Genomic DNA, 24,811 nt, shown 5'->3' on the forward strand with positions numbered 1-24,811 from the left:
CAGTTTGTGGTGCGGTACTTGCGCCGACCCCAGTTCGTCTCACTCATCATCCGAGCCTACTACCGCTGCGGCCCGGATTTGTGCAACAAAGCCCTATCCAACGCGAGCCGCCCCCTGAGCGCGGGCCTGACAGGCCTTTCCAGGAAATTCACGAGCCTGATATCTCAATATCCCACCAATTGGGACAAAACTCTAAATTTATTCTCAGAATGAATTTGGCCTATCGATAGCACAAGACTATTATTCAGAATATACCCCGCCAATAGGCAATCAGCCCCTGAAATACAAAAACCCGCCGAGGCGGGTTTTATTCATTGCGAGATCTAATCAATCAGATTGCAAACTTCTCACGGTCTTGGCCTTCGATCCATTTTGGAGCCTTGCCACGGCCAGTCCAGGTTGCGCCAGTCGCTGGATCACGGTATTTAGGAGCAACCTTGGAACCAGCTGCAGAATTGCGGCTACCGCGGGCTGGTGGAAACACATCTTGCTCACTGAGTGAATATTCCGCCACCAGGCTGCGCACCTGGTCCACCACGTTCTTCAGTTCGGTTTTACGAACCTCTTCACGTTGTGCTTGCAGCGCTGCCAATTGGGCGTCGATTTCCTTCAAAGTAGCCATGTTGGTATATCCTAGTAATTTGAATAACGGCCCAAGTATACCCAAAAGTCGAATTTGAAAAAGTTTTTTTTGCCTTCAGCCATTAAACATCAATGTAAATTTTCATAAACAGGGTCGTCTACTGCCATCAGTAATCGGCAAGCCCCGCGTCGATGCGAGCAATCACCTTGTCCACCCGTTTCCCTTCGAGGGCCATAACTTCGAATACCCATCCGGCACAATATATCTTTTCGCCCACTGGCGGCATATGTCCTGATTCGGCCATCAACATACCTGCCAGGGTGTTATACCGGCCCTTGTCTTCATCGGGTAATTCCTTGATATCCAGGCGGGCTTTCAATTCTGATACCGGCATCAAACCGTCGAGATACCAGGAGCCGTCGTCGTTCTGCACGGCCCAGGCTTCATTGGCACCGCCTGGTTTAAGTTCCCCGGTAATGGCTTCCAGCAAATCACGGGGCGTGATGATGCCCTGCACGACCCCATATTCGTCCACCACGAAAATCATGCGGCCTGCGCGGGCACGAAATTGCTCCAGAAGTTCAAAGCCACTGAGGGTCTCGGGCACATAGGTAGCCGCCACCACCAGATCTGACACCGGCACGGTCTTGGGTGCAGTCTCATCCAGCAGGCGGGCAACACTCACCAGGCCTACTACGTTGTCAAGCGACTCGCGGCAAACCGGATACCAGGAATGCGCGCCCTTGCCCCCGGCGGCACGTACCTCGTGCAAAGCCTCGGCCACTGTCAATCGAGCATCCAGCCACTGGACATCGCCACGCGGCACCATCATCGAGATCAGGGGGCGGTCATCGAGATGGAATACGTTCTGCACCATCAGGTGCTCATTCTGTTCGATCACACCGGCGTCACGGCCTTCATCCAGGCTGGCCACGATTTCCTCCTCAGTCACCGCTCGACTCGATTCATCCTTGATGCGCAGCAACTTGAGAACATACTGCGCCGAAACGGAGAGCAACCAGACAAAGGGTTTGGCAATTTTGGAGACCCAGGTCAGCGGCAACGCAATCACCCTGGACGAGGCCTCGGGATACATCTGGCCAATGCGCTTGGGTACCAATTCACCAAACACAATGGTGAGGAATGTGATCACAATGATCACTGTGGCAGTCGCCGCGACAGAGGCGATGGAAGCTGGGACTCCGGTAGAAATCAGCCAGCGCGCCAAGCCATCACTGAACGCGGCTTCACCGAAAATACCATTGAGCATGCCGATGGATGTGATGCCCACCTGAATGGACGAAAGAAACTGGGTAGGATTGGCCAACAATTCCAGGGCAGCCTTGGCGCCCTTGTCGCCGCTTTCCGCCATGGCCAGCAAACGTGATTTACGGCTGCTGGCCAGTGCCAACTCCGACATGGCAAATACACCATTGAGCAGGGTCAAAAGCGCGATCAGGAGTACGTCTAACAAAATAGTTCACAGGTAGTTCAACAAGCATGTCACTTTACTGTATTGGCGATATCCAGGGGTGCGATGGCGCTTTGGAGCGTTTGCTCGCAAAAATAGACTTCTCGCCCAGCCGCGATACCGCCTACCTTCTTGGTGATCTGGTCAACCGAGGTCCGGACTCCGAAAAAACCCTGCGCCGTTGCATGAAATCGGATGGCGCCATCCGTGCATTGTTGGGCAACCATGATCTGCATTTGCTCGCCGCAGCCAATGGGCGGCGCAAATTTTCCAGGCGAGACACCTTGCTGCAGGTGCTCCAGGCACCTGATGCGGAACAGCTGCTCCAATGGGTGCAGCAGCAGCCGCTGGCGCGTACCCATGAGGTGGGTGGAGAGACCCTGCTGATGGTGCATGCCGGCGTGCACAAATGCTGGAGCCTGGCCGACACCCTGCGCTACGCGCAGGAAGTGGAGACGGTGCTACAGAGCGATGAACTGCCCGCCTTTCTGCAGGCCATGTACGGCAATGAGCCCGATCAATGGAGCGAGCAACTCACCGGCATGGAGCGGCTGCGTGTCATCACCAACGTGCTCACGCGTATGCGATATTGCGCGCCTGATGGCCGAATGGATTTTGAAAGTGCAGAGAGCACAGAAAACGCCCCTGTCGGCCTGATGCCATGGTTCGATCTGCCAGGCCGATGCGCCGCCAACACGACCATTGCCTTTGGCCACTGGTCCACCTTGGGCGAATTGAACCGCCCGCACCTCATCGCGTTGGACACCGGCTGCGTCTGGGGAGGGTGCCTGACGGCGGTGCGCTTCGGTGCAAAGCTGGCCGAGCGTGAACTCATTCACGTGGAGTGCGAGCAGGCACAGCAACCAGGCTAAGAGCAACAAGCTCCGCGTCCGCTAAAGAAAAAGGCCTCTGCAAAATACAGAGGCCTTTTTTTCTTTTGGAAGTGACCGAATCACGAGTCGGTGGTCGGCGCGGGCTTGAACAGCGCTGCCACCTTACGGCGGGGCTTGACGCTCGCTGCACCCCTTGCAGGCGCAGGCTTGGCGCTTGCGTCCCAGGCTGCCGGTTCGGCAGCTTTGGCTTCGTAGGGTTTGTCAAAGAACGGATCGCGCGACACAGGAGCCGGACGGTAACGCTCGCGGCGATCTGATGTGTCGTCATCGCGCTCTCGGCCGCGTTGGTCGCGGCCTTCGCGCTCGCGGCGGTCCCGATGGCCGTCGTTGAAGCGACCACGTGGTCGCTCATCCAGCTCAAAGGGTTCGACCTCGATCTTCTTCTTGATCAGCTTTTCAATGTCGCTCACATGGCGCGCATCCGCGCTGGTCACCAGCGTCACCGCCAGGCCCGAAGCGCCTGCGCGCCCGGTGCGGCCAATGCGGTGCACATAGTCTTCGGCATTGAAGGGGACGTCGTAGTTGAAGACGGCGGGCACGTCCTTGATGTCGAGCCCGCGTGCAGCCACGTCGGTACACACCAGCAGATCAACCTCGCCCTGCTTGAACGCTTCAAGCGCCTTCAGGCGCTCGTCCTGGCTCTTGTCGCCATGCAGTGCTGCGGCGCGCAGGCCATCGCGCTCCAGCGCACGCGTGAGGCGCGAGCAGCCAAGCTTGCTGTTGACGAACACAAATGCCTGGCGGATCTGGCGATCACGCAGCACTTTGGTGATGACGCGACGCTTGTCATCATCGGTGGCGCTGAAAAAGCGCTGCTCGACGGTAGAAGCGGTTTCGTTGGGGCGCGCGACTTCGATCGTGATCGGGTCTTGCAGGTAGCTGTTGGCCAGGCGCTTGATCTCAGGCGAAAAGGTAGCCGAGAACAGCAAGGTGGTGCGCTTTTTGGGCAGGTACGACAGGATGCGCTGCAGATCGGGCAGAAAACCGATGTCGAGCATGCGGTCCGCTTCGTCCAGCACTACATATTCCACCTGGTTGAGAACCGCGTTCTTGGCTTCGATATGGTCGAGCAGACGGCCCGGTGTGGCCACCAGTACTTCTACGCCCTTCTTCAGCTCGATGGTCTGAGGCTTCATGTCCATGCCGCCAAACACCACGGTGCTGCGCAACTTGGTGTACTTGGCAAACTGCGCGATCTGCTGGGCCACCTGATCGGCCAGCTCGCGCGTGGGCAGCAGCACCAGGGCACGCACCGGATGGCGGGCGGGCGAGGCGGAGCTGTTTTCGTGCGCCATCATGCGCTGCAGCAATGGCAGGGAGAAGGCCGCTGTCTTGCCAGTACCGGTCTGCGCCGCGCCCATGACATCCTTGCCGGTCAGCACCACAGGAATGGCCTGTGCCTGAATCGGCGTCATGGATGCATAGCCCATCTCAGCGATGGCTTTGGCCAAGGGCTCGGCCAGATGAAGGTTGGAGAAAGAATTTGTCATGTAAGCCCCCTATTGTCGCACTCTGGACAAATTGGTGCTGCGCTTAACCCCGTACACGGTTACGGAATGGGGATGAGGGTTGTCACATTTCGCAAGGCACATACGCAAGCACTGGCTAAATTGCTATTGTTTTTGATAAAAAGCGCTTTCCAGCCATGCGCCACCGATTGCACTCCACCAACCGGTTTGATGAAAAACAGCCGGCAAAGCCGGCTGTGGGATGCAGGATTGGGGTGCGCCCGGTTTCTACAGACTGTTTGCCTGGAAGGTATCGCACGACTGGACGCTACCGGTCTTGAAACCCTGCGTGAACCAGCGCACCCGCTGGGCACTGGAGCCATGGGTAAAGCTGTCTGGCCGCACCGCGCCGGTGGCCTCGCGCTGCAGCTTGTCATCACCAATCTGTTGGGCGGCGTTCACGGCAGATTCGATGTCACCCTGTTCCAGCCAGTTCTTGGCCTGCTGCGAATGGTTGGCCCATACACCTGCATAGCAATCGGCCTGCAGTTCCAGCCGCACGGACAGCGCATTCTGATCGCGCTCGCTGATGCGGCCTCGCATACTGTCCACCTTGTCAGATATCCCCAGCAGGTTCTGCACATGGTGACCCACCTCGTGCGCGACGACATAGGCGCGAGCAAATTCACCGGGCGCGCCCAGCTGGCGGCTCATGGTGTTGAAAAAGTCCATGTCCAGATAAACCTTGTGGTCGCCCGGGCAGTAGAAGGGCCCCATGGCCGACTGGCCCGTTCCACAGGCCGTGCGCGTCACGCCGGTGAACAGCACCAATCTTGGCGCCTGGTAGCGGGCACCGGCCTTGCTGAAGATGTCGGTCCAGACGTCTTCGGTCGATGCCAGCACGGTCGAGACGAATTTGGCCCCCTGGTCGTTCGACGGCGGCGCCTTGGCCGGGCCTTGCTCCACGGGCGCAGGCGAGCCGCTGCCCGACAGCACACCAATCGTGGTCAGCGGATTGATGCCGAACACACCCCAGCCAATCAGCGCCAGAACCACGGTGCCAACACCGATGCTGCGGCCACCGATGCCAAAGCCCCCACCGCCTCCGCCACCCTGGCCGCGGCGATCTTCCACGTTCTCCGATTCGCGATTGCCTTCCCATCTCATCGTCACTCTCCTTGCCACGCCAAGGCGCCGCATCAGTTATCTGTTGGCTGTCACTGGCCGCTACAGTAGCGCATTTGCCGCCACTGTGCTTGCAAAGCAACGCTTTGGCGGGTCACTCGCAGTACAACAGCCGCCGTAATTGAACAAATTTTGCAAATTTTTCAAAAATTAAACCATCGGCAGCAGGCGATAAAAAAGCCATCCAGGGCGCTGGATGGCTTTTGACTGCGGTTTTCTGCGCCGTTATGCCTTGGGCAAAGTCACGCCATGCTGGCCCTGGTACTTGCCTGCGCGGTCCTTGTAGCTCACATCGCAAGGCTCGTTGCCCTGGAAAAACAGCACCTGGGCGCAGCCTTCGCCTGCATAGATCTTGGCGGGCAGCGGCGTGGTGTTGGAGAACTCCAGAGTCACATAGCCTTCCCACTCGGGCTCGAATGGTGTGACGTTGACGATGATGCCGCAGCGTGCGTAAGTACTCTTGCCCAGGCACACGGTCAGCACATCGCGTGGAATGCGGAAATACTCCACCGTACGTGCCAGCGCAAAGCTATTGGGGGGGATGATGCAGTAATCGCCCTCAAAATCGACAAAGCTCTTTTCGTCGAAGTTCTTGGGGTCGACCACGGTGCTGTGGATGTTGGTGAAGACCTTGAACTCGCGCGCGCAGCGGATGTCGTAGCCGTAGCTCGATGTGCCGTAGCTGATGATCTTCTTGCCATCGACCTGGCGCACCTGGCCGGGCTCAAACGGCTCGATCATGCCGTGCTGTTCTGCCATGCGGCGGATCCACTTATCGCTCTGAATGCTCATGTCTAAAACTCCTGGGCGGAGATTGTAGCGAATGCAGGGGCAAGACCTGGATCACAGGTTTAGCAGTTCTTTTGATAGCAGGTAGCGCTCATCTGTTGTGCGCTACCGGCCAGAATCGCTCAAACCTGCTGGGCAATGTGCGTCTGCTCGATCAACCGGTCGTCGCCCAGGATGACCATGCCAAAGAGCAGCTCATCGAGGTTGCGCGCCTGCTCGGCCTTGCGGGCCAGGAGCGGTGTTGCGCGCGGATTGATGACGACAAAATCTGCCTCGCAGCCGGGTTGCAGGTTGCCGATGACACCCTGCAGGCCCAGCGCCCTTGCTGCGCCCGCCGTGTGCTGCCACCACAGGTGCTGCGGCGACAGACTCTGCCCTTCCTTGGCGTGGCTTTCACGCCCCACCACATAGGCTGCCTGCATGGTACGGAACGGTGAGAAGCTCATTCCCCCACCCACATCGCTGGCCAGGCCATACAGCATCTGCGCCTCGTCGGCTTTGAGGTAATCAAAGTAGCCACTGGCCAGAAACAGGTTGCTGGTGGGGCTCACGGCCGCAGCCGCCTTGGTACGGTGCATCAGCTGGCGGTCCGTCTCATCCAGCCAGATGCTGTGTGCATACACGGCGCGCTCACGCATCAGGCCAAAGTCGTCATACACCGCCAGATAGCTGCGCGCGGCCGGGAACAGCTCTTTCACCCAGGCCACTTCGTCGAGGTTCTCCGCCACATGCGACTGAATCCACACATCGCTATATCTGGCCGCCAGCTCGCCTGCGCCTCGCAATTGGGCCGGGGTACTCGTGGGCGCAAAGCGCGGGGTGATCGCATAGCCCAGGCGGTCTGTGCCGTGCCAGCGTTGGATCAGCGTTTCCGTATCGACCAGGCTTTGCTCGGTATCGTCGCGCACGCCATCCGGGCTATTGCGATCTTGCAGCACCTTGCCGGCAATCATGCGCATGCGGCGCTGCTGCGCGGCCGTCATGATGGCATCCACCGACGCGGGGTGCGATGTGGCAAAAGCCAGCGCCGTGGTCACGCCGTTGCGCAGCAATTCATCCATGAAGAAATCAGCCACCCCATCGGCATAGGCGCGGTCATGGAAGCGCGACTCGTGGGGAAAGGTGTAGTTTTCGAGCCAAGGCAGCAGACCAGGCGCTGGCGCGCCGATCACATCGGTCTGCGGATAGTGAATGTGCAGATCGACAAAGCCGGGCGCAATGATGCGGCCCGGCAGGTGGTGAACCACCGCTTCGCCACCCGCCTGCCCCAGCAGCTGTGGCGACAGCGCCTGCCAGCCGCCCGCTGCCACCACCCGCTCACGGCCATCGTCGCCGGGCGCGGTGGCCAGCAGGCCATCTTCGTCATACATGGCGCGGCCATCATCGGCAAAGCGCAGCAGGGAGGATCGGTAGATATGCATGCGGCAAGCTTAAACGCAGCCAGCGCCACAGATATATGGATTGACCTATATCACCTATAGATGCGGGTGCAGGTGCACGCGCAGTTGCAGGCGCGGTACTGGCCCCGTTTGTTTCAAGCCACCACTTACATGGCAATGGCAAACCATTCAAAACAAGGGAAAACCCTGCGCATCCAAATACAGTTCATGCATGTGTGCGGTCTATAGTGTTTGTTTTACCTGTTGGTGAAAACAGTTTTCACCCCTATCAACCGTGAACCGACGCGCCCTGTGCCAAGGGTGCGCGAAAAGGAGGAGGCACAGCCCATGCCGCATTTTGTTGACACCTCTGTCGCAGGCAGCTGCATTTTTTGCAAGCTCGTCAATGGCGAGATTCCATCGGCCAAGGTGTACGAGGACGAGTTGACGCTCGCCTTCATGGACCTGGGCCAGGTCAACCCCGGCCATGTGCTGGTGGCCACCAAGCGCCACGCCGCCAATATTTTCGAGATCACTGATGCCGAGTCGGCGGCCGTGATGCAGACTGCCCGCAAGGTGGCGCTGGCGGCCAAGTTGGCGTTTGAACCAGCGGGCCTCACCTTGCTGCAGGCCAATGGTGCCGAAGGCGGCCAGACGGTGGCGCACTTCCACCTGCATGTGGTGCCGCGCCATGCGGGTGACGGCCTTACCTTCACCTGGCCGCGCAAGGAGCCGGGCAGCGCAATGCTGGAAGGCTATGCGCTGCAGTTGCGCAACGCCATGCATGCGCAGGCCGCATCGGCCGCCTGATCAGAAGCGGTAGCGCAGGCCCAGCGTAACTTCGCTGGAAGTCAGCTTGGCGCGCATCTGCTCGTCCTGCTGGCCGCGCACATTGGTGAAATTGTTCGCACCACTCCTGGTTCTGCCCATGGCAACATAGCGCCAGCCCAGATCAACGCTGAGCTTTTGCACCGGCGAGTAGCTCAGGCCCAGCCCCAGCGAATACGCCAGCTTGTTCTGCGAATCGCTGAAATACTGGCGATTCACGTTGCCCTGCCAACCACTGGACTCCAGGTGTGCAAGCCCCAGGCCGCCCATGCCGTACAGCGAGAACTGCGCATTCAAGGGGAAATCCTTGTATGCATTGAGCATCAGCCGCTGCGAGCGAATCTTGTGGTGGTTGAAGCTGGTCGGGAAGTTGGTGGAACCACTGGTGAACTCGTTGCGCTTGGGCAGCGTGTATTCCGCTTCCACGCGCCAGTTCGAAGGCAACTGGTAGCCCAAGGCCAGCGAGCCGCCTGCTGCGGAGCGGGAATCGTCGCCCGGAACGAACTGCCCCAGGCCCGGGCGGGCGCTGGAATCCATGTCATGCGCCTTGTAGTTGGCGGAGTTGATGCGCAGCGCGCCATAGTAGCTGCCGCCGCCAGTACCTGCGCTGCTCGGATTGCCCTGTGCCAGAGCGCTGCCGCTTGCAGCCAGAAAGAAAACGGGAAGGATGCGTTGGAGGTTCTTCATCGGTAGGTATGGATGGTTGCGATGGGTCACTTCAGCACGTCTGCGACCTTGGAGAGAGCCGCCTGGGCACACTGGTCATCCAGATGACCACCGGGCGCACCGGCAACACCCACGGCGCCGATCACTTCGTTGTCCACCTTTACAGGCACACCCCCGCCCAGCAGCAGAAAACCGGGGATGTCCTTCAGATTGGCCGCGCCAGGATTCTTCTGCGCGTTCTCCATGATGGCGAGTGACGGCGCCTTGGCCGAGGCCGAGGTGAACGCCTTGGCGCGGCTTGCCTCCACGGTGTGCGGGCCGGCGTTGTCGGCACGCTGCACGGCGCGCACGCCGCCTGCGCGGTCCACCACGGTGGCGGTCACGGCATAGCCATTGGCGGTGCAGGCCGCCACGCTCTGCGCAGCAATCTGGCTGGCCAGCTCCAGCGACAGGTTCTTTTCGGTGCGCACGCCTTGGGCGCTGGCAGCGGTAGCGGCCAGGGACAGAGCGGCAAGGATCAAGGTGCGTTGCATACAGTTTCTCCGAACAGGATGGAATGCTTGCAACTGTAGGAAAACACCAGCCCCGCGCCAATGCGGCCCGCTACGCGCGCGCCTCCGTAAAACTACGCAGTGTCCTCGTCCACCAGCGCTGCGTAGCCGCGAATGAGCTGCGCGAGCGAATCCGCCTCCAGCTTGGCAAACAGATTGGCGCGGTGCGTCTCCACGGTGCGTGGCGACAGCGTCAGCGCCCGGCCTATCTCCTTGTTGGTGAGGCCCGCAACAATCAGGCCCAGCACCTCTCGCTCGCGGCCAGAGAGCTGCGCATAGCGCGCACGCGCCTGCCGGTCGGCCTGCAAGCGTTCACGCGAGCGCACATGCTGCCGCACGGCGGCCTGCAATGCCTCGATGAGAAGCTCGTCGTCGACCGGCTTTTCCAGAAACTCCGCAGCTCCCGCCTTGAAAGCGCGGCGGCACATCTCCACCGTGCCGTGGCCAGTCAGCATGATCACCGGCTGATCCACACCCTGCGCCACCAGCATGTCCAACACCGCCAGTCCGCTGGTGCCGGGCATGCGCACGTCCAGCACAATGGCGCCCACATCGTCACGTTCGAACTGCGAGAGAAATACCTGCGGATCGCTCCATGGCTGCACACGCAGGCCCACCGTGCCGATGAGCAGCGCCAGGCTGTCGCGCACGGCGGCATCGTCGTCCACGAGATGGATCAAGGGTGAGAGCGCAGAGGTCATGGCGTCTTGGGTCGCAATGTGTTCAGGCCTGCGAGGCAGAGGGAGCCAGCGGCAGCAGCAGATGGAATTCGGCGCCCTGCTCGCCGTCAGGCACTTCCGGCGACGGTGCCAGCGTCAGCTCACCGCCCATCGCCTGGGCCAGGCTTTCACACAGCGATAGGCCCAGCCCGAGCCCGCCTGCGCGCGTGGTGTAGAAAGGCGTGAACAGCTTTGCACGCGCGCTGGCAGGCACGCCGGGCCCCGAATCGCGCACGCCAAGCAGCACCTGCGCCCCCTGCACACGCAGACGAATGTGCAAGCGGCGCTGGCCGGCATCCACCTGCTCCATCGCCTGCAGCGCGTTCATGACCAGGTTGTGGAGGATCTGCTGCAGCGCCACGGGCTCGGCCAGCACGGCAGGCAGATCGGCAGGCGCATCCAACTGCAAGGCAATGCTGCGGCGGCGCAGCTCGGGCTCCAGCAGGTGCAACGCGTCGTGCACGGCAGCGGCCAGCGCCAACGGCTGCACCTGGCCTGAGAGATCGGGCCGTTCCACCACGCGGCGCAACCGCCCCACGACGGAGCTCGCGCGCCGTGCCTGCTCTACGGCCTGGCCCATTGCATGGCGCGCAGTGCCCAGATCAGGCTCATCGTCTTTGAGCAAACGTTGGGCAGCCTGGGTACTGGCAAGCAAGGCGGTCAGGGGTTGGTTCAGCTCGTGGGCCATGCCCGCGGCAAGTTCACCCAGTTGGTTGAGCCGCGCCACCTGCCCTACGCGCAGCAGCTCTTCGGCCCGGCGCGCAGCCGCCCTCTGGCGCAGTAGTGCACGCAGCGCGGCGAGCACTGCTGCACTCAGCGCCGCCCAGCCGAGCATGCGCCCCCAGGGTAATTCGCCCCAGCCCACCTCGCGCTCCAGCACCACATCGAAAGGCTGGCTCTGCGAGGCGAGTGTCTTGCGAAAGTCATAGTGCCAGCCATCCGACGGGGAGCGCCCGGCCTGCACAACCAAGGCTTGCCCCTGGTATTGCAGGCGCACGCGCGCTGGGCTGGTTGCGGCATCCATGGGCCATTCCTCCCAGGGGATCGCTGCGCGCACATCCAGCAGCAGCGCAAAATCGGCAGTCTGGCTGGCAAGCGCCAGCCAGACATTGCCAGCGGTCAGATCCGCATGGGCCAGTTCCGCATGGCCACTCCGCTCCGAACGGGTTACCGCCTCCTGCGCTCCCGCGCGCAACGCCTGCGGCCAGGTGGCTGGCCAGGCGCTGCCCTGCAAGCGACGAAATACCTGGATGATCTGCGGATACGCCGCAGGCAGGCGCGGCAGCGGTACGGCCACGTTGCCTGGGCGATCAGCTGGGGGCTGCAACAGCGGCAGCATGGCCATCACCGCATCGTGCTGTACCGCGCGCTGGCTGAGCAGGCGGTGCACGATGCGCGCGTCCGTCACAAACGCATCCTGCAGCACCAGCAAGCGCGCATGGCCAAGCCAGGCAGCGCCTGCAACAGCCACCACCACCCACGCGGAGAGCCAGACCAGCGGACGGTTCCAGTTGGAAAAAGTCATGGCCGGCATTCTGTCATGGCGCACGCAGGATTGGCGTGGCGCTTCGTTATGAAGCAGATTTGTTCAACCGCTGGCGTCGTGAAAAAAGAGACGCCGCAGCGCCTCATTTCTATGATTCTGATAGCAATCAGCGCTCATCCGTTATGCGCAAGCTGCTGTTTTTTTAACTTATGCGCCCCGCGCCGCCTGTATGAAGCATTGCTGCAGTTGCGACAACCATGCGTCCTTCCGCTCTTGTGGCACAAAACTCGCTTCAAAGCTGTTCGCTGCCAGCTGGAAGGCTTCGCGCACCCCCATGCCGGTGGCAGCAAACAACTGAACAAAGTTGTCGTTCACATAGCCGCCAAAATAGGCCGGATCGTCCGAGTTGACGGTGGCCACCAGGCCTTGCGCGAGCAACTGGGGCATGTTGTGGTCGGCCAGATCGGGAAAGACCTGCAGCTTCTGGTTGGACAGCGGGCAGACGGTGAGCGGAATACGCTCGTCCTTCAAACGTTGCACCAAGGCTGCGTCGTGCACGGCCTGCACTCCGTGGTCAATGCGCTCTGCGTGCAGCAGATCCAGCGCCCCCCAGATGTAGGCTGGCGGCCCCTCTTCCCCGGCATGGGCAACGCGGCGCAGACCCAGGTTCTTGCAGTGGGCGAACACGCTGGCAAACTTTTCCGGCGGATTGCCGACTTCGCTGCTGTCCAGGCCCACGCCACTGAAGTAGTCGCTGTAAGGCAGGGCCTGCTCCAGCGTGAGCCAGGCATCGTCCTCACTCAGGTGGCGCAGGAAGTTCAGGATCAACTGCGAGGTAATGCCCCAGCGCTTTTCCGCCACCAGGCAGGCACGGTGCAAGCCCATGATCACATGCTTGATGTGCACGCCGCGCGCCGTGTGCGTCTGCGGATCGAAAAATATCTCGGTGTGCACGACATTGTCAGCCACAGCCTTTTCGAGGTAGGCCATGCCCATGTCATAGAAGTCCTGCTCGGTCAGCAGCACACTGGCGCCTGCGTAGTAGATGTCCAGAAAGCTCTGCAGATTGGTGAAAGCGTAGGCCGCGCGCAGGGCTTCCACATTCGGGTAGGCCAGCTTCACGCCATTGCGCTGGGCCAGTGCAAAGATCAGCTCCGGCTCCAGCGAGCCTTCGATATGCATGTGCAACTCTGCCTTGGGCATGGCGCGCAGCAGGGCTGGCAAGCGGTCTGCGGGCAGATCCTGGGGAAAATCGGTGGGCAAGGATGGCATGGGGTACTTTCTGCAGTTTTATGGTTTTTATGGATTTAAGCCATTGGCACGCGTACAGCAAGCGCCAGCAGTTCAATTTTCGTAGCATACCGCCGGAATCGGCAAATCAGTTGCTTGGGCCACTGTAACGAAAAAAGGGCCGCATGTGCGGCCCTGTACTTGCGCAAAAAACTGTTTACTGCGCGCCTGGCACCTTGCCATCCACGCCCTTGACGTAGAAATTGATGCCACGCAGGAAGTCGTCGTCCGCCGATTTACCCTCTTCCACCACGGCCTTGCCGGACTGGTCCAGGATCGGGCCCTTCCAGATGGTGAAGGTACCTTCCTTGAGGCCTTTTTTCACTTCCTCGATCTTGGCCTTGGCGTTGTCGGGCACATCAGGCGCCAGCGACACGATGTCGATGGCGTTTTCCTTCACGCCCCACCAGGTGTGCTGGCTGGTCCACTTGTTGGCAAGCACATCGTTCACTACCTTGCTGTAGTAAGGCGTCCAGTTGATGATCGCCGAGCCCAGATGCGCCTTGGGGCCATAGGCGGTCATGTCCGAATCCCAGCCAAAGGCGCGCTTGCCCTTTTCTTCGGCCGTCTTGAGCACAGCAGGCGAATCGGTGTTCTGGAACAGGATGTCGGCGCCGCCATTGATCAGGCCCGTGGCTGCTTCGGTTTCCTTCGGAGGCGCAAACCACTCATTCACCCAGACCACCTTGGTAGTGATCTTCGGGTTCATCGACTGGGCACCCAGGGTGAAGCTGTTGATGTTGCGCAGCACCTCGGGGATTGGCACCGAGCCGACGACACCCAGCACATTGGATTTGGTCATTGCGCCAGCAATAATGCCTGCCAGATAGGCGCCTTCATAGGTGCGGCTGTCATAGGTGGCCACATTGGCACCCTGCTTGTAGCCCGTGGCGTGCTCGAACTTCACATCGGGGAAATCAGGCGCAATGCGCTGGATGGGCTCCATGTAGCCAAAACTGGTGGCAAACACCAGCTTGTTGCCATTGGCTGCCATGTCGCGGAACACGCGCTCAGCGTCGGCGCCTTCGGGAATGCTCTCAACGAACGAAGTCTGGATCTTGTCGCCAAATTCCTTCTCGATGGCCTTGCGCGCCTGGTCGTGCGCAAACGAATAGCCACCGTCGCCCACGGGGCCCACGTAGCCAAAGGCAATCTTGAGCGGCTCTGCAGCCGGTGCGGGCGCTGCAGCTGCCGGTGCAGGCGCCGGGGCGGGATCCTCTTTCTTGCCGCAGCCCACCAGGGCCGCGCTGGCCAGGGCCGAAAGAGCTGCTACCTTGAGCAGCGAACGCTTGTGCATGGAATTCATGGAAAAGTCCTCGGTTGCGTGGTTGTTATCAGGAAGATCAATCAAACTGTATTCAATATAGGCACAAAGCATGGGGTTTGCCGAGTTCTGCCGCCAAAAAACGACAGGTCACAGCTTGCATTGCTGCAGCACCCTGCTCCGTGCTCTCTAGCAAAAAGAGCGCCAATGCGCCCTTTGCCGTGCTTAGTTGGTACCCGGTACCTTGCCCTCAATACCGTTCACATAAAAATTGATGCCGCGCAGGAAGGCATCGTCAGCCACCTTGCCAGCTTCAAGCACCTGCTTGCCGGTGTTGTCCTGCACAGGCCCCGTCCAGACGGCAAAACTGCCATCCTTCATGCCAGCCTTGGCCTTTTCGACCTTGTCCTTGATCTCTTGCGGTACGTCGTCTGCGATCTTCTTCAGATCGATGGCACCTTCCTTCACGCCCCACCAGAAGTTACCGGTCTGCCACTTGCCAGCCAGAGTGTCCTCCACGACCTTGGTGTAGTAAGGCGTCCAGTCGATCACGGCCGAGCCCAGGTGGGCCTTGGGTGCGAAGGAGCTCATGTCGCCATCCTTGCCAAAAGCACGCACGCCGCGCTCTTCGGCCGTCTTCAGCACTGCTGGCGAATTGGTGTTCTGGTACATCACATCCACACCGCCGTTGATCAGGCTGGTGGCTGCTTCGGATTCCTTGGGCGGAGCGAACCATTCGTTCACCCATACCACCTTGGCCTTGATCGAGGGATCAATGCTCTGCGCACCCAGCACAAAGCTGTTGATGTTGCGCACCACTTCGGGGATCGGCACCGATGCCACCACGCCCACCGTCTTGGTCTTGGTCATGGCGCCCGCCACGATGCCAGCCAGGTACGCGCCTTCAAAGGTCTTGGTGTCATACACGGCCACGTTGTCACCGGTCTTGTAACCCGTGGCGTGCTCGAACTTCACATCCTTGAGATCGGCTGCCGCCTTCTGCACGAATTCCTGGTAGCCGAAGCTGGTGGCGAAAACCAGCTTGTTGCCCTGGCCAGCCATGTCGCGCATCACACGCTCGGCATCGGCGGATTCAGGCACGCTTTCGACCATCGAAGTCTCGATCTTGTCGCCGAACTTTTCCTGGATCGCCTTGCGGCCCAGCTCGTGTTGGTACGTCCAGCCGCCATCTCCAACCGGGCTGACGTAGACAAAGCCGATCTTCAGCTTGTCGGCCGCAGGGGCGGCTGCAGCGGGTGTGGGTGCAGCCGTCGGCGCAGCGGCCTCTTCTTTCTTGCCGCAGGCCACGAGGGCGGCCATGGAGACTGCCGACAGGCCGATCAACTGGATCAAGGTGCGTTTGCTGGAATGGCTCATGGGTGAACGCTTTCGAATCTGAAATGGTGGAACGGAATGGGTTACTGCCTATACTTTTTATGAACCCGGGTAGAACGGTTTGCCCAGCGATGCGGGCATGTTGACGCGAATCCAGGTTGGATTGCGCGACATGATTGCCAGCACCACGATGGTGGCCACATACGGCAGCATGGAGAGCAACTGGCTGGCCACCTGCACGCCCGTGGCCTGCAGGTGGAACTGCAGCATCGTCACGCCGCCGAACAGATACGCACCCAGCAGCACGCGCGCAGGGCGCCAGGTGGCGAAGGTCGTCAGTGCCAGCGCAATCCAGCCGCGCCCCGACACCATGTTTTCCACCCACAGCGGCGTGTACACCACCGAGATGAATGCACCGGCCAGCCCGCACAGCGCGCCGCCAAACACCACCGCCATCAGGCGGATGCGGCGCACGGGGTAGCCCAGCGCATGCGCCGAGGCAGGCGACTCGCCCACCGAGCGCAGCACCAGACCTGCGCGAGTGCGGTACAGAAAGTAGACCATCACGGCCGCCAGTACCATGGTGGCGTAGACCAGTGGATGCAGGGTGAAAAGCGCCTTGCCCACGACCGGCAGGTCCTCCAGCACCGGAATGCCATACTTGGGCGATGCAGGCATTTTGGCCTGTACGTAGTTGATACCGACAAAGGCGGAAAAGCCCACGCCGAACAGGCTCAGCGCCAAGCCGGTCGCATATTGATTGGTGTTGAGCCAGATCACCAGCCACCCAAACACGAGCGCCAGCGCCGCACCCGCCGCCATACCCGCCACAAAGCCCAACCAGGTGCTGCCCGAGTGCACCACGGTGGCAAAGCCCGCAATGGCGGCGCACAGCATCATCCCTTCTGCGCCCAGATTGACGATACCGGCCTTTTCGTTGATCAGGAGACCCAGCGCCGCCAGAGCCAGAATGGTGCCCGCCGTCAGCGTAGAGCCCAATAACAGTGCATACGCGTCCATCACAGGCCTCCTCTCACAGCGGCAGCGGGCCGCGCCCAACGCACGCGATAGGCAATCAGTGTGTCGCAGGCCAGCAGAGTGAACAGCAGCATGCCCTGGAACACGCCGGTCAGCGACTTGGGCAAGCCCAGGCGCGATTGCGCCAGCTCGCCACCGATATAGAACATGCTCATCAAAATGGCGGAAAACACCATGCCCACCGGATGCAGGCGCCCCACAAAGGCCACAATGATGGCGGCAAAGCCGTAGCCCATGGGCACATAGGGCGTGAGCTGGCCTACAGGGCCTGCCACTTCCAACGCCCCGGCGAGACCCGCACAGCCGCCCGAGATCAACAGGGCCGTCCACAGCGCACGGCGCGAGCTGAAACCCGCATAGCGGGCCGCCGCGGGCGCGAGACCACCCACTTGCTGGGCAAACCCCACTTTGGTGCGAAACAGAAACACCCACAGCAGCGCAGCCCCCACCAGGGCGATGACGACGCCAATGTTCATGCGCATGCCTTGCACCAGCTTCGGTATCTGGGTGACGCGCTCGAACATCTTGGTCTGCGGAAAGTTGTAGCCCATCGGATCCTTCCACGGGCCATACACCAGATACCCAAGAAACAAGGTGGCCACATAGACCAGCATCAGGCTCACCAGGATTTCATTGGCGTTGAACTTGTCGCGCAGCAGCGCCACGACGCCTGCCCAGGCCATGCCGCCCGCCACACCTGCTACAAGCACGAGTGGCACGATCCAGCCTCCAGTGCCCTTACCTGCCATCAGCGCCACGCCGCCAGCGGCAATGGCCCCCATGACGAATTGCCCCTCGGCACCGATGTTCCAGACGTTGGAGCGAAAGCACACAGCCAGGCCCAGCGCGATCAAGAGCAGCGGCGTGGCCTTGACGGTGAGTTCTGCCAGCGCGTTGGCCGATTTGATCGGCTCCCAGAAAAAGGCCTGCAGGCCGCGCACCGGGTCTTTGCCCAGCAGCGCAAACAGTGCAATGCCCAGCAGCACGGTGATCACCAGCGCCAGCAATGGAGACGCCAGAGTCCAGATACGTGATGGCTGCGGGCGGGCTTCAAGCTTGAGCATGGGCCGCCTCCGCGTTGACTGCGGGCCACAAGCCGCTCATCCATTCACCAATCTGCGCCACGTTGGCTTCGGCACGCGACACCGAAGGCGACAGGCGCCCGTGGGCAATCACATGCAGGCGATCACTGATTTCAAACAATTCGTCCAACTCCTCACTGACCACCAGCACCGCGCAGCCCGCATCGCGCAGCGCCAGTATGGCCCCGCGAATCTGCGCCGCAGCACCCACATCCACGCCCCAGGTCGGTTGCGACACGATCAGCAGGCTGGGCTTGGCATCGATCTCTCGACCCACAATGAATTTCTGCAGATTGCCCCCCGACAGCGACTGCGCCGCCGAATGCGGGCCTCCCGCCTTGACGCCAAAGCGGCTGATGATGCTGCGCGCCATGTCGTCGAGCTGGCCCATGCGCAGCCAGCCTGCCGGGCCGACCATCTCCTTGCGGGTCAGAATCAGGTTGTGTGCCAGGCCCATGCTGGGCACAGCACCTCTGCCAAGACGTTCTTCGGGCACAAAATGCAGCCCCAATGCGCGGCGACGGCCCGGCGCAAGGCGGCCCGCCGGTGTACTGCCGATCATCACCATCTCAGGCGCAGCACGCATGTCTTCGCCAGACAGCGCATAGAGCAGCTCCTTCTGACCGTTGCCGGATACCCCGGCGATGCCGACCACCTCGCCAGCGCGCACCTGCATCGATATGCCGTCGATATCGACGCCAAACTGGTCTTGCCGGGGCAGGCGCAGTTGCTGCACCCGTAAAACGGCAGCGCCGACCTGGCTGGGGCGCAGCTCCAACTGCGGCGGCTCTGCGCCAATCATCATGCGCGAAAGTGAGGCATTGCTTTCCACTGCCGGGTTGCATTCACCCGTTACCTGGCCAGCGCGCAGCACGGTGCAGGCGGTGCACAGCGCACGAATCTCATGCAGCTTGTGGCTGATATAGAGAATGCTGCAGCCTTCTGCGGCCAGTTTGCGCAGCACCACAAACAGTTTTTCCACCGCCTGCGGCGTCAGCACCGAGGTTGGCTCATCCAGAATCAGCACACGTGGCCTCGTCAGCAGGCCGCGAATGATCTCGACCCGCTGCATCTCGCCCACGCTCAAGGTATGAACCGGGCGCTGCGGATCGACTTCGAGTCCATATTCACTTGCAATGGTGGAGATGCGTGCAGTCACTTCGGCCAGCGAGAGTTGCTTGTCCTGGCCCAGCCAGACGTTTTCCGCCACGGTCAGGGTGTCGAACAGGCTGAAATGCTGGAACACCATGCTGATGCCAAGCTGGCGCGCCTCCTGCGGATTGCGCACCTGTACGGGCTTGCCATCCACCAGGATCTGGCCCTCGTCGGGCTTGACCGATCCATAAATGATCTTCATCAGCGTGGACTTGCCTGCGCCGTTTTCGCCAAGCACGGCATGTATCTCGCCTGCGCGTACCGAAAGTGATACCTTGTTATTGGCTACTACCGAGGGGTAGCGCTTGGTAATACCGATCAGCTGTAACCGGGGCACTGCAGCACCTGCGGTTGTCGGAGTCGGGGTCTGTGCATTCATGGGCCGCAATTGTCTCTCAGAATGTTACGGGGGGGCGGGAGAAAAACCAGCGAAGCGCTCACTCACATCAATTTTCTAGGTGGCGCCACCAGCGTCACGCAAGGATTGCGCCACTTTTTTGAGGCAATCGCGCAACCAGGCTGCGGCGTCCGATGCATGGGAGCGTGCATGCCACAGCAGGTAGTAATCGAGTGGCGGCAATTGCGCAGGGCATTCCAGAATCTCCACGGGCAGCTGCCCCGTGAAGCGCTCGCAGAACTGCCGCCCTGTGGTCAACACCAGCAAAGTGGACGCACACATGGCCGGAATGGCACTGAAATGGGCGCAGCGGGCGGTAATGCGCCGCTGCAGGCCCATAGCGTCCAGATGCGCATCGATGACGCCGCGCGCTCCGGGGTGGGTCGCCGTAGGGGCAATGTGCTCAGCCTCCAGCCAGCTCGCTACATCCCATCCTCGACGCACAGCCGGGTGCTTGCTGCTGACGAGGCACACCACCTCGTCGCGCATCAGGTTGGCCATGTGCAGGTCATCCGTTGGTTGCAGCCAGTTGCCAACCACCACATCGATATCACCATTGGCCAGCTGCGCGTGGTAGTGCGTTTCAGGCGAAAGCGGGTAGATCTCGACCGTGCACAGTGGTGCCTCGGCCTTGATGCGCGACACCAGGGAGGGCAGATAGAGGGGATCGAAGTAATCGCTGGCCGCGATCCGGAAGGTGCGCGTGGCCGTGCGCGGATCAAAGCTGCGCACATCGCTGAACAGGCCCTCGGCCGAGCGCAGAATGGCCGCTGCGGGCTCCACCATGCGCTGGCCCGCTTCGGTAGGCATCATGCCGGCTCCTGAGCGCACCAGCAAGGGATCGCCTGCCAGTTCGCGCAGGCGCTTGAGCGATGCTGACACCGCAGGCTGGTACATGCCCAGACGCAGCGCCGCACGCGAGACGCTACGCTCGGTCAGCACCGTGTGCAGTACCCGGATAAGGTGCAGATCTACTTTGTCGAACAGGGTTTGGTCTCGCATGCCAGCGGGGCACGCAGCGCATGCCAGAAAAGCTCATACCCGATGAGCTTATCAGTAGAGACGCTCCCGACAATCCCGGTCTTACCCGTGGCGCAATGAGGTGCCGTCGGCCTCTGCTCGGTCAGCCCTCCAATGCACACTGTTGCCGCCATGCCGTTTGGCCTCATAACAGGTCATGTCTGCGGCGCGAATGACCTGGTGGGCATCGGCAAAGCCTGCATCCATGTGCAATAGCCCAATGCTCACCGTGACCAAGAAATGCTTGCCGCGCAACTCAGGCTGCCAGTTCTGCAGCGCTTCACACAACTGCCTTGCAAGCGCATCGGCCTTTTCGCGGCTGCACTGGCGCAGCACCAGCGCAAACTTGTCACCAGCCACCCGCGCGGCAAAGCCCTGAAATGGCTGGAGCATCTGCAACTGGCGCGCTACCTGCTGAAGCACCAAGTCGCCCTGCGCATGACCAGCCAGCGCATTGATGGACGACATATTGTCGACATTGACATAGAACAACACCGGTGCGCTGGGCGACGAGCCATCCAGCCCTTCGCGCTGCGCCTGCAGCATCGCAGTGAGATGCGAGAACAGTGCATCGTAGCTAGGCAGCTCCGTCAACTTGTCCTGCTGCGTAGCCGACCGGCTGGCCACCCGCGCCTGACCAGCACGCACAAAACACCACAGATAGCCTGCAGTCACTCCGGGCACCCGTACCAGCTGCACCGTGGCAATGACCGGTGCCCCCGACTGGTGACGCAGACTCACAGTAGCTTCGGCGCTGCCATCGCGCAAAAGCTGCGGCTGCACCTGGCTCCACAGTGCATCCAGATCTGCCTGATCCATGGCCAGCAGTTGCACACCCTGCCCTTCCAGGTCACCACGGTCATAGCCTAAAAGATGCGATAGCGCCTGAGAGACCTGCACCATCCGCTCATCTTTCAAGAGCAACATGGAAAACCTTGCGCTCTCCAGCACCGTGTCTGCCAACTGTGATTTTTGCTGCAGGCGGCGCTCCAGCAGGCTTTGCTGCTGCTGCAGGCTGCGTAATTGCCGCCCTATCTGGTCAAGCTCGTCACCCGCAACTAGCACCTCGCCCGGCATGGGCGGAGGAACCTCCGCGACCATGACCCGCAGTTTGCGCGTGTGCCACCACAACCAGGCGAGGCTGAGAACCACCATGACCAATGCCAGGGCCTGAACCGTCAGACCCGACCAGGTGTCGAGCATGGGGCCCACCAACGGCGAGCTGGTTTCATGCTGCACCACCCGCACCACCAACCAGCGCGCCGCGGGAATCTCGGCCACGCTGATAAGCTGTGGCGCACGCCACCAGGCTTGCGCGGTGGTGGATGCGCCATTGCGTTCACGCTCGCTCCACAGCCGCAGGGCCTGGGCCAGAGCAGGCTCATCGACAGCCATGCCCAAAATGCGCGACGGATCGGGGTGCGAGATGACTACTCCGCTGGTACTCATCACCACCAGCTGCGCGTTTTCGCGCGCTGGCACGGCCAGCGACACAGGCAGCAGGCTTTGCGATTGCAGCCGCAGCACACCAGCGATCGCCCCCTGCACACTGCCATCTTTGGCCCGCAGCGGAATCCCCAGGGCAATGCTCGGCCCCCCCAGCGTGCTCTTGACCGGATCGGACACCTGGGGTTTGCCATCAACGATCACCCGCCGCAGCAAATCGCGCTCCGCTGGCTCCACCTCGGCCCTGTCGCCATCGCCAGAGCGAAAATCCAGACGGAACACCTGCGCACCACGGGCAAATACCATGCTGTCAAAGTACCGGGTGGCGGGCAAACCTTGGTCCAACAACCATTCCAGGGTTGGACGGGAATCAAGTGCCCAGGGCGCCGCGGCCTCGGCAACCGCAGCCAGCACTTTCTGGCTCTGCTCCAGCTTGCTGCCGATGAGCTTGGCAAGCAACTCCGTCTCATCGGCCTGCTGGGCCACCATCTGCCGCATGGTGCCTTCCTGGTTGCTGCGCAAGACCAGCCATCCCGCCAATGCCATTGCGAGCAATAGCATCAGGGGCACCACCACCATCAATTGCAAGGCCCAGCGGCCTGGCACAGCACTGCCTGATTGCGGGGCGTGCAGCGAGGTCAGCAGATGCTGGCTATCAAACAGGCGCCTCATATGCGCCCTAGGCTGGCAAGCAAATCGGTAGCTCTGGGGGCAGGATTGTCAAAGGCAGATACATGGCGCAACTCCTGTTTGAACTGCGCACATGTTCGCTATTTCAGCGCTGCCCGGCTATCGGTAGAAGGCCGTAAGGAAAACACCTTGGTCTGCAGACAACCGGACAGCACTTGCCCAAGTCTGTGAAGCCCCACTATCGCCAACGATACGAGAACTCAGGATTTGGCCAACTGGCGCAATGATTCGGGCTGAGGTAACCGCAGGCTTTTGCCCGCCCCATCCAGCAAACCTTGATCGCGCAGCTGACGCAAAACGCGCGACAGGGTTTCTGGTGCAATACCCAGATGTGCGGCGATCTGGCGCTTGGACTGCGCCAAATGGACGGCCAGACCACTTATCGCTTCATTGGCGTGTACCGGTTCTGCGTGTTGCAGCAACCATTGGGCGCAACGTGCCACCGCATCCTGGGCCACACGGCTGACGGCCAGCGCCGCTTGCTGGCAGTAGCCCTGCGCCATGCTGGTCACCAAGCCCTGCGCATCGGCAGGCCATTGCTGCAAGCTGGTGCGTAGCCGGTCTACCGGCACGGAACGCCATTGCACCTGCGTCTGGGCCATCATGTCCACCGCACAAGGCTGTCCAGCGAGGGCCGGAGCCGCATCCAGCCAGCATGGAGCATGCATTACACCCAGCAGATGACGCATGCGCCCTTCTTCTTGAACCCCAAATACTATGGTTCCGCTTTCCAGATACAGCACATCCACCAATGGTTGGTGGCGGCGGCGCACCATCACGCCGGCAGGCGCGCTGTGGGTCACAAAGTCATCCAAAGAAAGCAGATCGAGCATGGCACGAACTTTGCACGCCACTGCCCTTGGGCGTATTGCGCTAAATCAACGCGTATGCGTGCAGCTTCTACACCACACCTCGTGTAAGTTCTGACTGACACAGCGCAAGTTGAAACGCATATTCCACAACGGGGCTACCCACATTTGAAAATTCCCTCGATCACAAATCCAACACCTGAAACAAAGGACTGTTATGCATAACAAAAAACTGCTCGCAACGGCTGCCATGCTAGCTTGTGTTGCTACAGCGCAAGCCCAGTCGTCGGTCACTGTGACCGGCCTGAGCGATCTCTACGTAGGCTCGATGAAAGCGCCGGGCGATGCCGGCCGCACTAACGTCGTCAATAGCGGCGGCATGACCACCTCGTGGATCGGCTTTCAGGGCACAGAAGATCTGGGCGGAGGCCTCAAGCTCAATTTCATGCTGAACAGTTTCTTCCGCGGCGACACAGGCTCTCCTGGCCGTTTCAATGGCGACCCATTCTTCTCGCGCGATGCCTTTGTCGCCCTGGATGGTGGTTTTGGTCGCGTGCTGCTGGGCCGCACCGTCGCCCCCAATTTCGTGCCGACCATTTCGTTCAATCCTTATGGCGATTCGTTCACCTTCTCTCCGCTGGTACTGCACCAGAACATCAGCGGCCCGGCATGGCAGAGAACCAACCCTACCGATACCGGCTGGAGTAATCAGATTGTCTATTCCACCCCTGATGTCAGCGGACTCAAGGCGAATGTGCATTACCAGTTTGGCGAGCAGGCCGGCCAGAACGGCAAGAAGAATGTCGGCGTCAACGCTACCTACAGCCAGGGCCCACTGGGACTGACAGCGTTCTACGAGGATGTCAGCATCGCCAGCCCCATTGCTTCAGTGCTTCCTGATGGCCGCAAGAACTGGATGCTGGGCGCCCGCTACGACTTCGGCGTGGTCAAAACCTTTGCCACCTATGGCCAGACCAAGGGCAAAAACGACGACTACAAAGCCAAGACCGGCTCTCTGGGCGCCACCATTCCACTGGCCGCCAACAGCCGCATCCTGGCTGCCTGGGCCCAGTCAAAGCTGGACCAGACCAGCACCAAACGCAATACTGTCTCTGTGGGCTACAACTACGATTTTTCCAAACGCACCGATGGCTACGCCATCGTGATGTACGACAAGGTCAAAGACGTAGGCAGCGGCACCAGCGTGGGCGTGGGCATCCGTCACCGCTTCTGACACGGCCACATTGCGCGCCAGCCGATGCTCTCCGTGCCTCCACTTGAATGCAC

22 protein-coding genes are annotated in these 24,811 nt (G+C 60.9%); 3 read left to right on the forward strand and 19 right to left on the reverse strand.

The window, feature by feature from the left end:
* Nucleotides 1-331 precede the first annotated feature (331 nt).
* Together HNP33_RS12985 and HNP33_RS12990 are read right to left on the reverse strand one after the other, a co-directional pair.
* Nucleotides 332-622, reverse strand: a complete 291-nt coding sequence (locus tag HNP33_RS12985) for an H-NS family nucleoid-associated regulatory protein (RefSeq protein ID WP_184709258.1) — start codon at nucleotides 620-622, stop codon at nucleotides 332-334.
* Between the two features lie 127 nt (nucleotides 623-749).
* Nucleotides 750-2,057, reverse strand: a complete 1,308-nt coding sequence (locus tag HNP33_RS12990; protein WP_267906717.1) for a hemolysin family protein — start codon at nucleotides 2,055-2,057, stop codon at nucleotides 750-752.
* Between the two features lie 26 nt (nucleotides 2,058-2,083).
* On the opposite strand from HNP33_RS12990, the gene HNP33_RS12995 reads away from it, so the two are divergent.
* A complete protein-coding gene (locus HNP33_RS12995) occupies nucleotides 2,084-2,926 on the forward strand; it encodes a symmetrical bis(5'-nucleosyl)-tetraphosphatase (protein WP_184709256.1) in 843 nt (280 codons plus the stop codon).
* Nucleotides 2,927-3,006: 80 nt separating this feature from the next.
* On the opposite strand, the gene HNP33_RS13000 is transcribed toward HNP33_RS12995, so the two are convergent.
* The 4 genes from HNP33_RS13000 to guaD form a co-directional block, all read right to left on the reverse strand.
* On the reverse strand, nucleotides 3,007-4,437 hold the full coding sequence (locus tag HNP33_RS13000; RefSeq protein ID WP_184709254.1) for a DEAD/DEAH box helicase: 1,431 nt from the start codon (nucleotides 4,435-4,437) through the stop codon (nucleotides 3,007-3,009).
* A gap of 246 nt (nucleotides 4,438-4,683) precedes the next feature.
* Complete coding sequence (locus HNP33_RS13005) at nucleotides 4,684-5,562, reverse strand: neutral zinc metallopeptidase (RefSeq protein ID WP_184709253.1); 879 nt, start codon at nucleotides 5,560-5,562, stop codon at nucleotides 4,684-4,686.
* 243 nt (nucleotides 5,563-5,805) lie between these two features.
* Entirely contained in the window at nucleotides 5,806-6,372 is a 567-nt protein-coding gene (dcd, locus tag HNP33_RS13010; RefSeq protein ID WP_184709251.1) for a dCTP deaminase, read from the reverse strand.
* Nucleotides 6,373-6,491: 119 nt separating this feature from the next.
* The gene (guaD, locus tag HNP33_RS13015; protein ID WP_184709249.1) at nucleotides 6,492-7,790 is read right to left on the reverse strand and encodes a guanine deaminase; all 1,299 of its coding nucleotides are present in this window, start codon (nucleotides 7,788-7,790) and stop codon (nucleotides 6,492-6,494) included.
* A gap of 306 nt (nucleotides 7,791-8,096) precedes the next feature.
* On the opposite strand from guaD, the gene HNP33_RS13020 reads away from it, so the two are divergent.
* Nucleotides 8,097-8,558 carry an HIT family protein gene (locus HNP33_RS13020; RefSeq protein WP_184709247.1) on the forward strand — a complete coding sequence of 154 codons (462 nt, stop codon included), beginning with the start codon at nucleotides 8,097-8,099 and terminating at the stop codon, nucleotides 8,556-8,558.
* Here HNP33_RS13020 and HNP33_RS13025 read toward each other — a convergent pair whose 3' ends face one another.
* The 13 genes from HNP33_RS13025 to HNP33_RS13085 form a co-directional block, all read right to left on the reverse strand.
* The gene (locus tag HNP33_RS13025) at nucleotides 8,559-9,263 is read right to left on the reverse strand and encodes an outer membrane protein (RefSeq protein ID WP_184709244.1); all 705 of its coding nucleotides are present in this window, start codon (nucleotides 9,261-9,263) and stop codon (nucleotides 8,559-8,561) included.
* A 26-nt stretch (nucleotides 9,264-9,289) separates the two neighbouring features.
* Nucleotides 9,290-9,775 carry a GlcG/HbpS family heme-binding protein gene (locus HNP33_RS13030; RefSeq protein ID WP_184709242.1) on the reverse strand — a complete coding sequence of 162 codons (486 nt, stop codon included), beginning with the start codon at nucleotides 9,773-9,775 and terminating at the stop codon, nucleotides 9,290-9,292.
* A gap of 92 nt (nucleotides 9,776-9,867) precedes the next feature.
* On the reverse strand, nucleotides 9,868-10,494 hold the full coding sequence (locus tag HNP33_RS13035) for a response regulator transcription factor (RefSeq protein ID WP_184709240.1): 627 nt from the start codon (nucleotides 10,492-10,494) through the stop codon (nucleotides 9,868-9,870).
* A gap of 22 nt (nucleotides 10,495-10,516) precedes the next feature.
* Nucleotides 10,517-12,037: an ATP-binding protein gene (locus tag HNP33_RS13040; RefSeq protein WP_184709238.1), complete on the reverse strand. Its 1,521-nt coding sequence runs from the start codon at nucleotides 12,035-12,037 to the stop codon at nucleotides 10,517-10,519.
* 168 nt (nucleotides 12,038-12,205) lie between these two features.
* Complete coding sequence (locus HNP33_RS13045) at nucleotides 12,206-13,270, reverse strand: adenosine deaminase (protein WP_184709236.1); 1,065 nt, start codon at nucleotides 13,268-13,270, stop codon at nucleotides 12,206-12,208.
* 175 nt (nucleotides 13,271-13,445) lie between these two features.
* Nucleotides 13,446-14,594 (reverse strand): BMP family ABC transporter substrate-binding protein, encoded by a 1,149-nt coding sequence (locus tag HNP33_RS13050; protein ID WP_184709234.1) that lies wholly within the window; start codon nucleotides 14,592-14,594, stop codon nucleotides 13,446-13,448.
* A 183-nt stretch (nucleotides 14,595-14,777) separates the two neighbouring features.
* On the reverse strand, nucleotides 14,778-15,929 hold the full coding sequence (locus HNP33_RS13055) for a BMP family ABC transporter substrate-binding protein (protein ID WP_184709231.1): 1,152 nt from the start codon (nucleotides 15,927-15,929) through the stop codon (nucleotides 14,778-14,780).
* 57 nt (nucleotides 15,930-15,986) lie between these two features.
* The gene (locus HNP33_RS13060; protein ID WP_184709229.1) at nucleotides 15,987-16,907 is read right to left on the reverse strand and encodes an ABC transporter permease; all 921 of its coding nucleotides are present in this window, start codon (nucleotides 16,905-16,907) and stop codon (nucleotides 15,987-15,989) included.
* Nucleotides 16,907-17,989 carry an ABC transporter permease gene (locus HNP33_RS13065; protein ID WP_184709227.1) on the reverse strand — a complete coding sequence of 361 codons (1,083 nt, stop codon included), beginning with the start codon at nucleotides 17,987-17,989 and terminating at the stop codon, nucleotides 16,907-16,909. The genes HNP33_RS13060 and HNP33_RS13065 overlap by 1 nt, the downstream gene beginning before the upstream one ends.
* Nucleotides 17,976-19,541, reverse strand: coding sequence for an ABC transporter ATP-binding protein (locus tag HNP33_RS13070; RefSeq protein WP_184709225.1), 1,566 nt, complete (start codon nucleotides 19,539-19,541; stop codon nucleotides 17,976-17,978). The genes HNP33_RS13065 and HNP33_RS13070 overlap by 14 nt, the downstream gene beginning before the upstream one ends.
* Nucleotides 19,542-19,616: 75 nt before the next feature.
* Entirely contained in the window at nucleotides 19,617-20,561 is a 945-nt protein-coding gene (locus tag HNP33_RS13075) for a LysR family transcriptional regulator (protein ID WP_184709223.1), read from the reverse strand.
* Nucleotides 20,562-20,642: 81 nt separating this feature from the next.
* Nucleotides 20,643-22,697, reverse strand: coding sequence for a diguanylate cyclase domain-containing protein (locus tag HNP33_RS13080; RefSeq protein WP_184709221.1), 2,055 nt, complete (start codon nucleotides 22,695-22,697; stop codon nucleotides 20,643-20,645).
* A 218-nt stretch (nucleotides 22,698-22,915) separates the two neighbouring features.
* Nucleotides 22,916-23,548, reverse strand: coding sequence for a Crp/Fnr family transcriptional regulator (locus HNP33_RS13085; protein WP_184709219.1), 633 nt, complete (start codon nucleotides 23,546-23,548; stop codon nucleotides 22,916-22,918).
* Nucleotides 23,549-23,741: 193 nt separating this feature from the next.
* Here HNP33_RS13085 and HNP33_RS13090 point away from each other — a divergent pair, with 193 nt between their 5' ends.
* Nucleotides 23,742-24,758, forward strand: coding sequence for a porin (locus HNP33_RS13090; protein ID WP_184709217.1), 1,017 nt, complete (start codon nucleotides 23,742-23,744; stop codon nucleotides 24,756-24,758).
* Nucleotides 24,759-24,811 lie beyond the last annotated feature (53 nt).

Source organism: Comamonas odontotermitis (assembly GCF_014207855.1).
Classification (GTDB): domain Bacteria; phylum Pseudomonadota; class Gammaproteobacteria; order Burkholderiales; family Burkholderiaceae_C; genus Comamonas; species Comamonas odontotermitis_A.

What these genes read in the sequence shown, in the direction of transcription:
- HNP33_RS12985 (WP_184709258.1), bottom strand. Translation starts at nt 622, where the DNA reads ATGGCTACTTTGAAGGAAATCGACGCCCAATTGGCAGCGCTGCAAGCA.
- HNP33_RS12995 (WP_184709256.1), top strand. Translation starts at nt 2,084, where the DNA reads ATGTCACTTTACTGTATTGGCGATATCCAGGGGTGCGATGGCGCTTTG.
- HNP33_RS13000 (WP_184709254.1), bottom strand. Translation starts at nt 4,437, where the DNA reads ATGACAAATTCTTTCTCCAACCTTCATCTGGCCGAGCCCTTGGCCAAA.
- HNP33_RS13005 (WP_184709253.1), bottom strand. Translation starts at nt 5,562, where the DNA reads ATGAGATGGGAAGGCAATCGCGAATCGGAGAACGTGGAAGATCGCCGC.
- dcd (WP_184709251.1), bottom strand. Translation starts at nt 6,372, where the DNA reads ATGAGCATTCAGAGCGATAAGTGGATCCGCCGCATGGCAGAACAGCAC.
- guaD (WP_184709249.1), bottom strand. Translation starts at nt 7,790, where the DNA reads ATGCATATCTACCGATCCTCCCTGCTGCGCTTTGCCGATGATGGCCGC.
- HNP33_RS13020 (WP_184709247.1), top strand. Translation starts at nt 8,097, where the DNA reads ATGCCGCATTTTGTTGACACCTCTGTCGCAGGCAGCTGCATTTTTTGC.
- HNP33_RS13025 (WP_184709244.1), bottom strand. Translation starts at nt 9,263, where the DNA reads ATGAAGAACCTCCAACGCATCCTTCCCGTTTTCTTTCTGGCTGCAAGC.
- HNP33_RS13030 (WP_184709242.1), bottom strand. Translation starts at nt 9,775, where the DNA reads ATGCAACGCACCTTGATCCTTGCCGCTCTGTCCCTGGCCGCTACCGCT.
- HNP33_RS13035 (WP_184709240.1), bottom strand. Translation starts at nt 10,494, where the DNA reads ATGACCTCTGCGCTCTCACCCTTGATCCATCTCGTGGACGACGATGCC.
- HNP33_RS13040 (WP_184709238.1), bottom strand. Translation starts at nt 12,037, where the DNA reads ATGACTTTTTCCAACTGGAACCGTCCGCTGGTCTGGCTCTCCGCGTGG.
- HNP33_RS13045 (WP_184709236.1), bottom strand. Translation starts at nt 13,270, where the DNA reads ATGCCATCCTTGCCCACCGATTTTCCCCAGGATCTGCCCGCAGACCGC.
- HNP33_RS13050 (WP_184709234.1), bottom strand. Translation starts at nt 14,594, where the DNA reads ATGAATTCCATGCACAAGCGTTCGCTGCTCAAGGTAGCAGCTCTTTCG.
- HNP33_RS13055 (WP_184709231.1), bottom strand. Translation starts at nt 15,929, where the DNA reads ATGAGCCATTCCAGCAAACGCACCTTGATCCAGTTGATCGGCCTGTCG.
- HNP33_RS13060 (WP_184709229.1), bottom strand. Translation starts at nt 16,907, where the DNA reads ATGGACGCGTATGCACTGTTATTGGGCTCTACGCTGACGGCGGGCACC.
- HNP33_RS13065 (WP_184709227.1), bottom strand. Translation starts at nt 17,989, where the DNA reads ATGCTCAAGCTTGAAGCCCGCCCGCAGCCATCACGTATCTGGACTCTG.
- HNP33_RS13070 (WP_184709225.1), bottom strand. Translation starts at nt 19,541, where the DNA reads ATGAATGCACAGACCCCGACTCCGACAACCGCAGGTGCTGCAGTGCCC.
- HNP33_RS13075 (WP_184709223.1), bottom strand. Translation starts at nt 20,561, where the DNA reads ATGCGAGACCAAACCCTGTTCGACAAAGTAGATCTGCACCTTATCCGG.
- HNP33_RS13080 (WP_184709221.1), bottom strand. Translation starts at nt 22,697, where the DNA reads ATGAGGCGCCTGTTTGATAGCCAGCATCTGCTGACCTCGCTGCACGCC.
- HNP33_RS13085 (WP_184709219.1), bottom strand. Translation starts at nt 23,548, where the DNA reads ATGCTCGATCTGCTTTCTTTGGATGACTTTGTGACCCACAGCGCGCCT.
- HNP33_RS13090 (WP_184709217.1), top strand. Translation starts at nt 23,742, where the DNA reads ATGCATAACAAAAAACTGCTCGCAACGGCTGCCATGCTAGCTTGTGTT.